This is a genomic window from Vibrio sp. PID17_43 (assembly GCF_002608565.1).
In the GTDB taxonomy this organism is placed as follows: Bacteria; Pseudomonadota; Gammaproteobacteria; order Enterobacterales; family Vibrionaceae; genus Vibrio.
Genome location: NZ_LIXM01000032.1, coordinates 1 through 13,919, shown reverse-complemented (window position 1 = coordinate 13,919; position 13,919 = coordinate 1). Strand labels below are relative to the sequence as shown.

Genomic DNA, 13,919 nt, shown 5'->3' with positions numbered 1-13,919 from the left:
AATACGCTAATGTTGGTGCAGATGGTCTCGGCAAGATTAGGGGTCTCAGCATTACCAAACTGGGCGATTTCCGAGTTTGCACGGCAAGGTCTGATTACCAGTATGCCTTTGGGGAAGGGTTATGGCGTTGTCTGTTTGCAGCGACACGAAACTCAGAGAAAAATAAACGCTATCTACAGGCGTTCTTCACAACAGCGCGTCAGCAATGCAAAAGCCACCTTGACGGCATCAAGATGGCTTAACATTCAGGGAAATGAAACGAAACTAACGTTCGTACGATTTGAATTGATTGGTCAGTGGGTCATATTGGTAGCCGAGCACATCAAGTTTACCCACTACTGATTCCACATCCATTTCATACATAGTTACAAGTTCTTCAAAGCTGTCACACTCTAAGCGCAGCTTTTCATTCACTATACCTAGCAAAATAATGCTATCCCAGTTTGTAACATTGCTTAAGTCCATCGCGACACTCCTCTAAAACAAGGTGTTTAACCTCTATTCTGTTCAACGTCGATATTGCATTGATATGAGGTTATTAAGTAAGCGTAGACTTAATCTAATGTTTTGAAAGTGAACTCGCTCTAAATATCGAGCTCATCAACGTGATATTGAAAAAGACGATTATGCGCCTAGCAAGAACAGACCTTGTAAGCTGGTCATTGAGGCCAAAGCAAGCATCAGCGCTGCCGCTAGCTGAACTTTAGTTGGTGCTTTATGAGTAAAAATGTGCCAAGACCAGACAACAATTGCGATGATCAGCAAAGCCAGTGACGCTAAAATATGCGACGTCACTGAGTGAAGCGTCGCTTCATCCAATTGGTAAGCGGAGAACAGCGTCATCACCACAAGCAACATACCTGATACCACACCTGTCACTGGCAAGATGCGATGAAACGCTTGAAGACGACTACGCGCAATAACCAAAAGTAGCTGCGCAAATGCGCCACCTAGGAAGAAAACCATCAGTGCCATTGAAGCAGACGCTGCCCAATGTGGCTGCTCAAATACTTGAATACTCACATACGCAAACGCCAGACCGTTCGCTAAATGCAGTGCCCATAGCGGGCCTTTTTCGCGCGTCTTCTTAGTTTGAACTTGAGAGTAGAAATAGAAAATCGCAAACACGATCATGAACGCTTCAATACGAAGTGAGGCTACTGCCAACCAAAGTAGCGCAATTGATGGCAACATCTTATGCAGACGACCACGCTGACCCGGGCAAATATCACCTTTAATCAAAAGCAATGTCAACAGCGCTTGCGCGCCAAATAACATTGGAGGAAAAGTTAACAGCAGTTGTTGAATCATGTTGAATACAAACTCAAAAGTCATTTTAGGGTGGCGATAATAACAAATCGCCTAACCGCAAACCACCTAAACTAAATAACCTCAGCTCGGGATAATCTAAGCCATTCAGCACCGCGCTTTTAGCGCCTAACGTCGTTAAAATGACCGCAATAGACTCGCTATTGACTTGTAATTCTGCCTCGTTATCCATCTAAAAGAGCTGTACTGACGCCAATATCAACTCAAGTGACTCATAAATTAAGCTATGTAAACTTTCTTATCCCGAGTTGAGGTTTAATAAGCGGCCGACTAAAAATTGAATGCCTTAACCTCAATTACAATAAGGGCTTAAAGGGCATTACGCATCAAAACCTAAAAACGTATTGCGAGTTATTTTCATCTAGGAATAAAAGTGGCTCAACTACACTTTATTATGGGGGTTAGGTATAGATACCTGATCACCAAATCGCTATAATTCGCGCTCCCTAGAACAGAGAGCAAAATATGACCAACGACATTACTCCTATTCATGAGTACAAAAAATACTGGGCCGAGTGTTTTGGTACGGCACCTTTCTTGCCGACCAGTCGCAAAGAAATGGATGCCCTAGGATGGGATAGTTGTGACATTATCATCGTCACGGGTGACGCATATGTAGACCACCCAAGCTTTGGTATGGCAATCATTGGTCGTCTTTTGGAAGCACAAGGCTTCCGTGTGGGTATCATTGCTCAACCAGAATGGCAAAACAAAGATGCGTTCATGCAACTTGGTAAGCCAAATCTGTTCTTCGGGATCACCGCGGGTAACATGGACTCCATGATCAACCGTTACACGGCGGACAAAAAACTTCGTCACGATGATGCGTACACGCCAAACAACGAAGGCGGAAAACGCCCAGATCGTGCAACTTTGGTATACTCACAACGTTGTCGTGAAGCCTACAAAGGCACACCTATCGTTCTTGGTGGTATCGAAGCCAGCTTACGTCGCGTAGCGCACTACGATTACTGGTCAGATAAAGTTCGTCGCTCTGTTCTACTTGATGCTAAAGCCGACATCCTATTGTTTGGTAACGCAGAACGTGCGCTGGTTGAAGTAGCACACCGCCTAGCTGATGGTGACGATATTTCAGCTCTGACTAACATCCGCGGTACTGCGGTTAACTTGTCTGCGGAGCCAGAGGGCTACACGATTATTGATTCCTCTCGTATTGAGAAGCCACGTAAAGAAGCGTTCGTACCCAAGAACCCTTACGAAGTGGAAACGGAATGTGCGACGAAAAAGGATGAGCCCGTTGCTCAGCCAATTACGATTCGTCCTTCCCGTCACGATGCGGCGACCACTGCTGTGCGCCTACCGCCTTTCGAAAAGCTCAACAACGACCGCATTCTTTATGCCCATTCAAGTCGTGTGATGCATTTAGAAACCAACCCATACTCTGGCCGTGCTTTAATTCAGCGTCACGGTGACCGTGAACTTTGGGTAAACCAAGCGCCAATTCCGTTGACGACAGAAGAAATGGACTACGTATTCGGTCTGCCGTTCGCGCGTGTCCCTCATCCTATGTATGGCAAGGCAAAGATCCCTGCTTACGACATGATCAAAACCTCGGTTAACATCATGCGTGGTTGTTTTGGTGGCTGTTCTTTCTGTTCTATCACAGAGCACGAAGGTCGCATCATTCAAAACCGCTCTCAAGATTCGATCATTAACGAGTTGGAAGAGATCCGCGATAAGGTTCCTGGCTTTACCGGTACGATCTCTGACTTGGGTGGCCCGACAGCCAACATGTATCGACTGGGTTGTAGCGATCCGAAAGCAGAAGCAAACTGCCGTCGTCCATCGTGTGTGTTCCCTGGTATCTGTAACAAGCTAAACACAGATCATAAACACACCATCGATCTTTACCGCGCGGCACGTAAAGTCAAAGGCGTGAAGAAAGTCATGATCGCATCTGGCGTACGTTACGACCTTGCGATTGAGTCACCAGAATACGTCAAAGAGTTGGTGACGCATCACGTCGGCGGTTACCTGAAGATTGCTCCTGAGCACACTGAAAAAGGCCCGCTGGATCTGATGATGAAACCGGGCATGGGCACTTACGATCGCTTTAAAGAGATGTTCGAGAAGTACAGCGCGGAAGCCGGTAAGAAACAATATCTGATCCCTTACTTCATCTCTGCGCACCCAGGTACAGAAGATGAAGACATGCTGAACCTTGCGCTATGGTTGAAGAAAAATAACTTCGAGTGTGACCAAGTACAAAACTTCTACCCGTCGCCAATGTGTAACGCCACGTCGATGTACTACTCAGAGACGAACCCTCTGAAGCGTGTGAAGTACAAACAGCGTGAAGATGTGCCCGTTGCGAAAGGTGAACGCCAGCGTCGCCTACACAAAGCGCTACTTCGTTACCACGATCCAGCGAACTGGCCAATGATCCGTGAAGCGTTGAACAACATGGGTAAAAAACACCTGATTGGTGACAAGCCAAACTGTCTGGTTCCGGCAGAAGACATTGATGCACAAACACCTGCACAACGTCGTAAATCTGGCCGCCATGGCGCAAACCGCTTTGCAACCAAGCACACTAAGAACCAACCGGGCTTCGGTGGTCACTTGAACAAACGTTCTGAGGGTGGCTCACATGATGGTAAACCATCCGGCAACCGCAACGGTTCAGGAAAAGCACAAGGCGGTCAAGCGGGCCAAAATCGCGGCAACGGCGGCACTAACGGTCAACGTCCAAGCAATAGTCAGCGTCCTAATACTGGCTCACGAACTGGCGGCAACAACCCAAACCGTTCAAATGGTGCTAGCTCTCAAGGTAAAAGTCATTCTCAAGGTCAAGGACGTCCACAAGGACAAGGCAAACCAACCGGACAACGTAAACCTAAACATCGTTAAGCACGCGCCGTTAATTCAATAGAATTTGAATACTAAAAAGGGCTCCCGAGATACCTCTGGAGCCCTTTTGTTTGGTCTGTAACTTTCTAATAAGGCTTATTTCGCGACGTTACCAGCAACGTTTAGCGCATCCCACGTGCGAGAAAATGGTGGTGCATAGCAAAAGTCCATGTAGCCGAGCTGTTGTGTGGTCATCTTCGCTGTAATTGCTACCGCTAATGCATTGATGCGTCCTACCGCGCCTTTCTTACCAACAACTTCACCACCTAGCAGAACATTGGTTTCTGGATGGTAAACCAACTTCACTTTGATGTCTTCTTGGCCTGGGTAGTAATCGGTTTGGTTCTTATCTGAAATGGTCGAAACCTTCACTTCCAAGCCGTGCTCTTTAGCAAGAAGTTCCGATACGCCCGTGCACGCTAGCTCGTAGTCCAGTACCTTCAGGCATGATGAACCTAAGAAGCCTGTCATGTAAGTATCTTTGCCTGATAGCTTGTCTGCCATCATACGCGCTTGTTTGTTTGCCGTTGTTGCAAGCGGAACGTATACCGATTTGCCTAACGCCATGTGGTGAACGACAGCACAGTCGCCCACGGCATGAACGTTCGCGTCTTCTGTTGCACCAAACTCGTCCACGAGCAGTGCGCCATTAGCTGCCTTTGGTAGCTCAAACGCTTCTGTGTTTGGTTTAAAGCCAAGTGACATGATCACCACATCTGCTTCCACATTGCCATTGTCGGTTTCGACGATGTAACCACCCTGCTCGGCGTCGCGAATGGCGGATACGCTGCAACCGGTTTTAAGCTCTGCACCCGATTCACGAATCGCGCCTTCTACTACTTCGATCATTTCAGGGCTGAATTGACGGCTCATCACGTGCTGCTCACGTTCAATGATGGTGACGTGCTTACCAAGCAAATGCGCTGCATCAAACACTTCAAGCCCGATAAAGCCACCGCCGATAACGCAAACACGTTGTTTGTTGCTGTCCTTAAGCACTGCTTTCACTGCCAAGCCATCTTCCATGCTGGTTAGCGTGTATACGTGCTCTGGGTTGAACTCACCAAACGGCGGTACGATTGGGCGTGCACCAGTTGCGATGATCAGCATATCGTAATCGAGTACGCCCTCTTCACCTTGATGACGTACCGTGATCTGCTTTTCAGCGCGGTTAAATGCCACCATTTCAGTTTCAACACGTACATCTAAACCTGATTGAATGGCTTGCTCTGGCGTACGAGAGATCATGCGCTCAGTGTCATCAAACATGCCACCAGCAAAGTAAGGCAAACCACATGCACCAAAGGAAATGTAATCACGCTTGTCTAGCACAATCACTTCATCTGATGGCTGATTCCGTTTGTATTTCGCCGCGAAACTCATTCCAGCAGCACTACCGCCTACGACAACAACTTTCATATCTATTACCTAAATAACCTGAACTCAGGAAAAACTGAAGAGCACCCGCCTTGGGTGCTCTTAATTAAGTTTTGTAAATTATACTGCCGCTTCTTTCGCTGTTGTTACAGCGACATCTGCGTTGTATTGCTCTGTATTCAAAGAGCCATTTTTCTTAGCGGTGACAACACCTGACAACATTGAACCAGAGATGTTCAGTGCCGTACGAGCCATGTCGATCAATGCTTCGATAGAAACCAGAATCGCCACAACGGTGATGTCTAGACCCATGATGGTCAGAACCGCGACTGCTGCGAACGTAGCGCCACCACCAACACCTGCGATACCGAATGAAGCAATCGCGATAACGGCAATCAGTTGTAGGATGAAACCTAGGTCAACAGGCATACCCATTACTTGTGCCGCCATGATGGCTAGCATTGCTGGGTAGATACCTGCACAGCCGTTCTGACCGATACTGGTACCGAAGGTTGCTGACATGTTTGCCGTTTCTTCATCTACACCAAGGCGTTGAGTTTGCGTTTCAACGTTTAATGGAATCGCCGCCATACTTGAGCGAGAACCAAAACCGAACACAAGCACTGGCCAGGTTTTCTTCATGAACTTCGCTGGAGATAGACCGAACATCGATACCATCACAAAGTGAATCGCGAACATAACACCGATTGCTACGTAGCTTGCTAGTAGGAAGCGGCCCATTTCAGCTAGTGCGAACAAATCGTTAGTCATCATGAACGTGGTCATCAGAGCGAATACACCATAAGGCGTTAGCTTCAGAATTTCACGTACCATTGAAAGTACCACTTCTTTTGCTGCATTAATGAAATCAACGAAGCTTTGTACTTTCTCCGGCTTACGGTTTTTTACTTGTAGAATACAGTAGCCAAGGAACATACCGAACAGTACTGTTGACAGCGTAGAAGTACGCTCTGAGCCTGTTAGCATGTCGAAGATGTTAGTTGGGATGATAGACAGCGCCATACCAGACAGACCACTGTTGGTCATTGCATCTTGCGTTGCAACCAGAGCATCACCACGAGCTTCTATTGCACCGTTAGATCCGATGCTGCTTACTAATGCGTTGGCATCGATACCGAATAGGTAGATACTTGCGATACCAACGCCAGCTGAAATAGCACAAGTGAAAAGTAAAATACCGATGATTTTTGGTGCAATTCGAGATAATGCACCGCCGCCTTCTACGTTCATGATCGAAGAGATCATCGCCACAAACACAAGCGGGATAACGATCATTTGTAGAAGCTTAATGTAGCCTTTACCGAAAACAGAAATCAGTTCAGCAAAACCTGCGGTAGCAACGTTGCCAACGCCAAACACAAGCTGAATAGCGCCACCGAACAACAAACCCGCAGCCAACGCACTTAGTACTCGAAAGTTAAAGCTTTTCTTTTGTTTTTTGAAGCTCGCCAGTAACGCGTAAAATCCAAAGAACAGGACGCTCAATCCAATAAATGAAATACTCATGAGAATCTCCTATTGATACCCATTATGTCCGAAGAACAGTTATTTTTTGTAGGCGATGGCTTCAACTTCAACCAATGCATCTTTTGGTAGTCTTGCAGCTTCAACGCAAGAGCGAGCTGGTGCATTCTCTGTACCGAATACGTCGGTATACACTTCATTGAAAGCGGCGAAGTTCTCCATATCGGATAGGAAGCACGTGGTTTTCAGTACGGTGTCTAGACCCGCACCACTCGCTTCAAGTACCGCCTTCAAGTTTTCTAGCGATTGACGAGCCTGCTCTTTAATGCCGCCTTCAATAAATTGCATGGTTTCTGGAACAAGAGGTAATTGGCCTGAGGTATACACCATATCGCCGTAAGCGGTACCTTGAGAGTAAGGGCCGATAGCTGCCGGTGCTTGCTGCGTGGCAATGATCTGTTTCACGATATAACTCCTAAATGATTATATTATTCTGATTTAAATTCTCGGATGAACTTGTAAACCGCCTGACGGCTGATCCCAAGTTGCTCGGATACTTGTGTGGTCGTCTCTTTCAGCTCGAATACACCATTATCAAATAAACAGCGAATGATGGCTTTATTGCGCCCCTTGGCTGAAATCGTTTCGTCTTGGTCCACCTCAGTGATTGCTGCGCTCAACGTTTGTTGGATCACATCGTTCGCGTTATTACTGAACGTTTCATTGACCTGCGATACATTGCATTGCGGCATCAGCGTTTTGACGATTTCTGGAAAAGGAAATGACAAGTTCATATTGATGCAAAGCATACCGATCGGCTTTTGCTTTGGCCCCGCCAAAATACAAGTGGTCGATTTCAACAATGAACCATTTGATGCGTTGGTGAAGTAGCTCTTTGGTGATACTTCCCCCGTCTTCTCGAATGCTCGCCACATACGCAAACCTAAATCGGTGATTGGAGAACCGATTTCACGCCCGGTATGATGCCCATTAACGATTTTCACCACTGAATTGTCTAAGCTTTCAAATGAATGAATCACCACCTCACAGTGAGGACCAATGAGATCGGCAATCGTGTCAGCCACACGAAAATAGTGGCTTAAACACTCTCTGTCTGCTTCGGTGAATCGAACCTGTTTTACGCTCATCATTTCGGTTTACATTTCTTAACTCAATGGCTAAAAACTACTCCTTTCGAGTTGTTTCAGCAATAGATAGTAAACTTATGTAAACCATCAACAACTGCCTAAAACAGCAACGAAAACCGAAATTTTGATCGAAATCACGCATGCATTTTGAACAAGATCACTAAAAAGCATCGAGCTGGGTTTAATTTTTTAAACCCTGTCAAAGTTTAATAATTTAAAATCACATTTTGCATTTTTGCACATTTCAATGATCTAAAACAAATTTTAAAACGCAGTACAAACTGCATACGGTAATACTTGCGTATAATCCAATCTCTGCGGTCAATTTATCTAACGTAATGTTGAATAAATCATCACTTGGGTTAGTTCGTTATGAGCGCAACACCGATGATTCACCAACAAGAAGTATTACTGAGCAAGAAATAAAACAAATCATTGCGCAAAACCAAGCTCAAGCCGATGAAAAAAATCTTGGTTTCGATATACAAATAGATGCCATCTGACTACGCGTGTTACCAATGCTGTGCTGACTATTATTTTAGGAAACCTTGTTCGTAATGTTATCGCGGCAACACCAACCGGTGTGATTCACATGAACGACAAGCAAATTTCAGTTCGAGATGAAGGAGAGGTGCTTTCCGATATTCCCCACTCCAATAGTCATGGCTTAGGGTTAATGATTGTCGATGACTGATGCCAACGATACGGCTGGCAATTTAGTATCGGGACGCACCCAAAAGGTGGCTGTGAAGCCGTGAGCAAAATCGCTTCGGAACATCAAGAATTGCCGAAGTGATCTTGCCATAACTACATGAGGTCGCTCTAAATATCCAGTTCAGTTAGGCGTTGATATTCATCACACCCTACTTCCGATTTCTCACAAACAGACAGTAAATCATCGATGAACAATCGTAACGCGCGTGTTTCGATCGTTCTGATTGCCGTTTGTTGCTCCTCTGAAAGGTAGCCGTAAATACTCGCCGCACCAAAATCGCCAAATATCATCTGCCCTTGTTCATTGATCAATGTATTGTGAGCATACAAGTCGCCATGGCACACTTTGTTGTTGTGCAGGTGGTTAAACACATCCACCATCTGTTCAACGATACATGCAATTTGCTTGATCGTCAGAGAGAAGCCTTCTGGAAACGTATCCCTAGTGCAGGTTGCAAGCGTTGGGGGCAAACCTAAGTTGTAATAACTGTCAGGAATCAACTCCATCACCAACGCAAGATCATTCCTATCATCTACTTGCGCGATCGACTTCACCAAGTTGTTGTGATGCCCTGCTTGTAAACACGCTTCGAGTTCATCATGAGGGAAGCCATCACTGGTCACTTCGCCTTTGAACACTTTCACGGCGACTTCATTTGGGAAATCGTAATCCGAATCTAGCCAATTGGCATGAGAGATCACCCCACTCGCCCCTTGCCCTAGCACGCGATTGAGTGAATAACTGCTCGTCGAGACTTTAGGCACACTGTCTAACGAAGAGGGATGCTGACAAAATGGATTCCCCGCGAAAGCACACCAAGCTAGCTTAGGTAACTGAGTCAATACGTCAGGAAAAAATTCAAGCTGGTTAGCAGAGAGACGGATCAGCTCCAAGTTCACCAAGTTTTCCATACTACTCGGCAAACGTTTAATGCGGTTGCCCGCAAGTGCCAGCTTTTGTAATCGAGGTCTTTCCCCCAAACTATTCGGCAGGGTTTCAATCTCGTTGTCAGTTAAAATGAGCCAACGCAACTGAGCAGGCAGCGACGTTTCACTTACTTCTTTTATTTTATTGGTTTTAAACCCAACCATCTCAAGATTTGGCAGTTTGCCCAACACGTCTGGCAAATGTGTGAATTGGTTGTTAGAAGCAAAGATGATTTTTAGCTTCGTCAGTTTACCCAGTTCTTTAGGAAGTTCAGAAAGCGCATTGCCCGATAGGTCTAGTACTTCCAGCGTGTCTGCAAGCTCTATAATCTCCATAGGAAAATCCGTTAGCCCCTCGGCCAACTTGAGTTGTTTAATTCCTAATAATTGCCCTGATTTTAGTTGTTCTAGAGTCTGCAAACCTAAGCCTTCTGCTTGTATAAAATAAGGCGCGTAGTGTACGTGGCTTAGACTCGAAAGGCGAGTAACACGAAGAATGTCGTTGACGGTAGATCATCGAATCATCAACGACCTTAATTGATAGTGCTTAACCCTCGAACGAAGCCAAGCTCTAAACACAGACTTTTTATCTCGATTTAATGGCGGTAAACTACGCCCCCTCTTGAATGGCAAGGTGGCGTGGTTGATTCCGCCAATAGCAGTATGAAACTTTCTGAAAGCCCGATAACGCAGCACAGCTATAACGGTCACACCTTTTTCCTTAAACGTGATGACATGTTGCATTCCCACTTTTCTGGGAACAAAGCGCGTAAGTTGATGGCGTTAATGGAAGCGAAGAACAGTGAAATCAAAACTTTGATTAGCTATGGGTCTGCTCAATCGAATGCCATGTATTCTCTGGCGGCACTAGCACAAATCAAAGGTTGGAACTTCGAATTCTACGTTCAGCACATCCCGACTTGGCTAAAAAACACGCCCATCGGTAATTACCGTGGCGCACTTGATCTCGGCATGACCATAACCTCAATGCAAGCCATCGGCTCTGAGCTTCATCCACGTGATTACATTGAACAAGTTCGCCGCTTAGACGAGACAACACTTGTTGTGCCAGAGGGTGGTCGTGCATCAGTAGCTGAACTCGGTGTAAAACAATTGGCAATGGAAATTCTTGAGTGGACACGTTTTGAAGGGAAGAAACCATTTGTCGTGGCATTGCCATCAGGAACTGGCACCACCGCCCTGTATTTGAGCAAGCACCTAAAACCGCACGGGATAGAAGTCGTCACGTGTGCTTGCGTGGGTGATGCCGATTACCTCACTGAGCAGTTCAATACGCTGGAAACCGGCAACCACCCAACGATTCTGTCAGTACGTGATAAGCATCACTTTGGGCGTTTGTACCAAAGTGATTACGAGACCTGGAAAGCACTGCAGAGACAAACCGATATTGAATTTGATCTGCTATACGATCCGTACATGTGGCAATGTTTACTGCCATGGCTGACTGAGAACCAAGACAAGGCGCTTATCTATATTCATCAAGGTGGATTACTTGGCAACGAGTCGATGTTGCCAAGGTATCAGCGAGAGTTTGATTAAAGCGGCAATGTCATCTGCGTTCGAGTTACTTAATTAGCGTCAGAATGTCTTTAAATTCTGGCGCTCGGCAATCTTCGACCATTTCATACAAACACATTTCTACACCGGTCAGGCCGATCCCATTGGCGGTCAGTTTCGCCAAGGCTAAGGCTTTGTTTGCCGCGGTGCGTGAAGAAACACAATCCGTCACCAACTCCACTCGGTAACCCATTTGGCGCAGCGATAAGGCGGTTTGGTACACACAGATGTGCGCTTCAATACCACAAATCAACCAAGTATCAACGTTGGCATTCTCGATAGCGAGTTTGAATGTCGGTACTTTACAGCCATCGAAGGTGTATTTAGCGATAGCAAGATGATTTTGCGACAATTCTTCACGCACCGGCTCAACCGTCGGTCCTAAGCGATCTGGGTTTTGCTCTAACCAAACCATCGGTAGGCTAAGCGCCTTCGCTCCTTTAACTAACTTCGTGGTGTTTTCTATCAGCGCTTCGCTCTCATGCATCAGGCTCGCCAGTGTGCCTTGCACGTCGACAACAATCAGACCGGTGGTATTTTTCGATAACATTCTCATCTCCTATGAGCGACTTGAGGCGCGAATATTTAAGTTCTTGAATAACAAGAATGTACCAGAAGTCTAGCGCAATCAAATCCGCGAATTCTGCAAAGTTACAACCCACTCACTCTATTGGAGCTGCTCTCTGAATAGATCAATCAGCGCCTTTACCTTGTTAGGCAAAAACAGATTGGAAGGATAAATCCACGTCAGATGCTGCTTAGGGTGCGTGAACTCTGGCAGCACTTCCACCAGCTAACCATCTTCCAAATCGGCCATCGCGTTCTCGGCGATGTCTGCCCTATCCGTGCCACTGACGACGTCATTAGTACCAGAACAAAAAGATGCATTCTTCTCCATCTTGTACCGCTTCAGTTCCATCTTTGTCGCGGTACTGCTTACTGCGATGGTGATGTGGATAGTCCACCACTGGATTCGCATCATATTGTTGAACCATCTGAGATTCAGGCTGTGACGGATAAGTGAGTTTCAACGACTGATGAGTCTGCCGGACAAAGACCCCTTCGGATAAAAGTTATGGCTTCAAGTAGGCTATGTTTAACTTGGGAGGGAGGCATAACTTATGATTTATCGAATGCTGGCAGATCTTGTCGTCATCCTTCACCTTTTATTTATCATCTTCGCGTTGATCGGAGGCGTATTGGTACGATGGCGTAGCTATATGCTGTTTATCCATATTCCCGCAGCCCTATGGGTTACGGTGATCAGTTTTAAAGGCTGGATCTGCCCTTTAACGCCATTGGAAAACCAATTAAGGCAAGCGGCGGGTGATGAAGGCTATCCGGGAGGCTTTGTCGAGCACTATATCATTCCCATTATTTATCCGGTTGAGTTGCGCTTTGACGTGCAGGTTTTACTCGGTCTTGCCGCCTTGGGAATCAATATCGTTATTTATGCTCTCGTATATTATAGGTATAAACTCAACCAAGGCAGGTGACGAGAATGAAAAGTATATTGGTTACTCTAGTGGTGTTCTACGCCCTTTTCGCTCTTGCTTTTTATGCCTTACAGCGTCAGTTTCTCTACTTTCCCCAGCTTGCCAGTCATTTTTACGGCAAAAGGAATACCAGCTTCGCTGTGGATGGCATACAACTTTTTGGCTGGATGCTCAATGAAGGGCAACCTAAGGCGCTAATCTATTACGGCGGAAACGCAGAAAGTATCGAAGCCAATATCCCATTTTTTAAGGCGTTGGCCCCAGGCTATACTATCTATCTTATCCCTTACCGCGGTTATGGTAATAATTTAGGCACACCGACTGAGAAGGCTTTATATAGCAATGCGGTACAGATATTTGAGTCAGTTAAAACTCAACATGATTCGATATCGTTGCTAGGTCGGAGCCTTGGCTCAGGTGTTGCCACATACGTAGCGGCTAATCATCAAGTGGACAAGCTCATCTTGGTAACACCATTTGATAGCATTGAAAATGTCGCAAAAGATATTTATTGGATGCTCCCCGTTTCCTGGATGATCAAAGACAAATACCGTTCTTCGGATAGGGCAAAAGATATTACGGCTCAAACCTATATCTTCATTGCAGAAGAGGATCGAGTGATCACGCGGGCGAGAACCGAACAGCTTATCGCTGAATTTGGCAATCAGCTAGCGGAGGTGTTTGTCATTACCGGTGCAGGCCACAATACAATTTCAGATTTCCCTGCCTATGCATCAGGGCTGAAACGTGTATTGGATTAACTCATGGTGTCTTCTAGTGAAGAACAATATCGTACCACGCTCATCAGGCCCAAAGTCGCTTGGTAATTAAGGTACGACAGAATCGCTTGGTGATCACACACGGAACTGACGTTGGCTAGCTCGTTTTTGGACAAAAGTGAGTCAGTGATTTTGCTAAATTAGTATTTAACGGATAATCAAAGATATGACAAATCCTCTTATCCTTTGGCCAAATCAACTCATCCACAACACTG

Annotated in this window: 13 protein-coding genes and 3 pseudogenes; 7 read left to right on the top strand and 9 right to left on the bottom strand. The window is 45.9% G+C overall.

Translation table 11 applies throughout. The features are described from left to right. Positions 1-9: 9 nt before the first annotated feature. On the top strand, positions 10-342 hold the full coding sequence (locus AK965_RS18420; RefSeq protein ID WP_367379325.1) for a hypothetical protein: 333 nt from the start codon (positions 10-12) through the stop codon (positions 340-342). On the opposite strand, the gene AK965_RS18415 is transcribed toward AK965_RS18420, so the two are convergent. Then, complete coding sequence (locus tag AK965_RS18415) at positions 265-465, bottom strand: DUF4250 domain-containing protein (protein ID WP_099080979.1); 201 nt, start codon at positions 463-465, stop codon at positions 265-267. The two genes, AK965_RS18420 and AK965_RS18415, sit on opposite strands and share 78 nt — an antisense overlap. Before the next feature lie 159 nt (positions 466-624). Further along, a complete protein-coding gene (locus AK965_RS18410) occupies positions 625-1,335 on the bottom strand; it encodes a hypothetical protein (RefSeq protein WP_172438193.1) in 711 nt (236 codons plus the stop codon). Positions 1,336-1,794: 459 nt separating this feature from the next. Between AK965_RS18410 and AK965_RS18405 the strand changes: the two genes are divergently transcribed. Continuing rightward, the gene (locus AK965_RS18405) at positions 1,795-4,200 is read left to right on the top strand and encodes a YgiQ family radical SAM protein (RefSeq protein ID WP_099080978.1); all 2,406 of its coding nucleotides are present in this window, start codon (positions 1,795-1,797) and stop codon (positions 4,198-4,200) included. A gap of 96 nt (positions 4,201-4,296) precedes the next feature. On the opposite strand, the gene AK965_RS18400 is transcribed toward AK965_RS18405, so the two are convergent. The 4 genes from AK965_RS18400 to AK965_RS18385 all read right to left on the bottom strand — a co-directional run bounded on the left by AK965_RS18400 (position 4,297) and on the right by AK965_RS18385 (position 8,213). Next, positions 4,297-5,619: a CoA-disulfide reductase gene (locus AK965_RS18400; RefSeq protein WP_099080977.1), complete on the bottom strand. Its 1,323-nt coding sequence runs from the start codon at positions 5,617-5,619 to the stop codon at positions 4,297-4,299. A 78-nt stretch (positions 5,620-5,697) separates the two neighbouring features. Beyond that, positions 5,698-7,104, bottom strand: a complete 1,407-nt coding sequence (locus AK965_RS18395; protein WP_099080976.1) for a cation:dicarboxylase symporter family transporter — start codon at positions 7,102-7,104, stop codon at positions 5,698-5,700. Positions 7,105-7,143: 39 nt separating this feature from the next. Further along, entirely contained in the window at positions 7,144-7,527 is a 384-nt protein-coding gene (locus tag AK965_RS18390) for a RidA family protein (protein ID WP_099080975.1), read from the bottom strand. 23 nt (positions 7,528-7,550) lie between these two features. Then, positions 7,551-8,213: a transcriptional regulator gene (locus AK965_RS18385; RefSeq protein WP_099080974.1), complete on the bottom strand. Its 663-nt coding sequence runs from the start codon at positions 8,211-8,213 to the stop codon at positions 7,551-7,553. Between the two features lie 347 nt (positions 8,214-8,560). On the opposite strand from AK965_RS18385, the pseudogene AK965_RS18380 reads away from it, so the two are divergent. Next, positions 8,561-9,006, top strand: a pseudogene (locus AK965_RS18380) (sensor histidine kinase); the annotation flags it as partial. Positions 9,007-9,032: 26 nt separating this feature from the next. Here the strand turns inward: AK965_RS18380 and AK965_RS18375 are convergent. Further along, positions 9,033-10,271 carry a leucine-rich repeat-containing protein kinase family protein gene (locus AK965_RS18375; RefSeq protein ID WP_099080973.1) on the bottom strand — a complete coding sequence of 413 codons (1,239 nt, stop codon included), beginning with the start codon at positions 10,269-10,271 and terminating at the stop codon, positions 9,033-9,035. A 243-nt stretch (positions 10,272-10,514) separates the two neighbouring features. On the opposite strand from AK965_RS18375, the gene AK965_RS18370 reads away from it, so the two are divergent. Continuing rightward, entirely contained in the window at positions 10,515-11,411 is an 897-nt protein-coding gene (locus tag AK965_RS18370; RefSeq protein ID WP_099080972.1) for a pyridoxal-phosphate dependent enzyme, read from the top strand. 25 nt (positions 11,412-11,436) lie between these two features. On the opposite strand, the gene AK965_RS18365 is transcribed toward AK965_RS18370, so the two are convergent. Next, the gene (locus tag AK965_RS18365) at positions 11,437-11,979 is read right to left on the bottom strand and encodes an isochorismatase family protein (protein WP_172438192.1); all 543 of its coding nucleotides are present in this window, start codon (positions 11,977-11,979) and stop codon (positions 11,437-11,439) included. A 117-nt stretch (positions 11,980-12,096) separates the two neighbouring features. Next, positions 12,097-12,237, bottom strand: a pseudogene (locus AK965_RS18360) (LysR family transcriptional regulator); the annotation flags it as partial. Between AK965_RS18360 and AK965_RS18355 the strand changes: the two are divergent. The 3 genes and pseudogenes from AK965_RS18355 to AK965_RS18345 form a co-directional block, all read left to right on the top strand. After that, a pseudogene (locus tag AK965_RS18355) lies at positions 12,236-12,442 on the top strand (MFS transporter); the annotation flags it as partial. The pseudogenes AK965_RS18360 and AK965_RS18355 overlap by 2 nt on opposite strands. 108 nt (positions 12,443-12,550) lie before the next feature. After that, positions 12,551-12,925 carry a DUF2784 domain-containing protein gene (locus AK965_RS18350; protein WP_099080970.1) on the top strand — a complete coding sequence of 125 codons (375 nt, stop codon included), beginning with the start codon at positions 12,551-12,553 and terminating at the stop codon, positions 12,923-12,925. Between the two features lie 5 nt (positions 12,926-12,930). Next, positions 12,931-13,686 carry an alpha/beta hydrolase gene (locus tag AK965_RS18345; protein WP_099080969.1) on the top strand — a complete coding sequence of 252 codons (756 nt, stop codon included), beginning with the start codon at positions 12,931-12,933 and terminating at the stop codon, positions 13,684-13,686. The last annotated feature ends 233 nt before the right edge of the window (positions 13,687-13,919 follow it).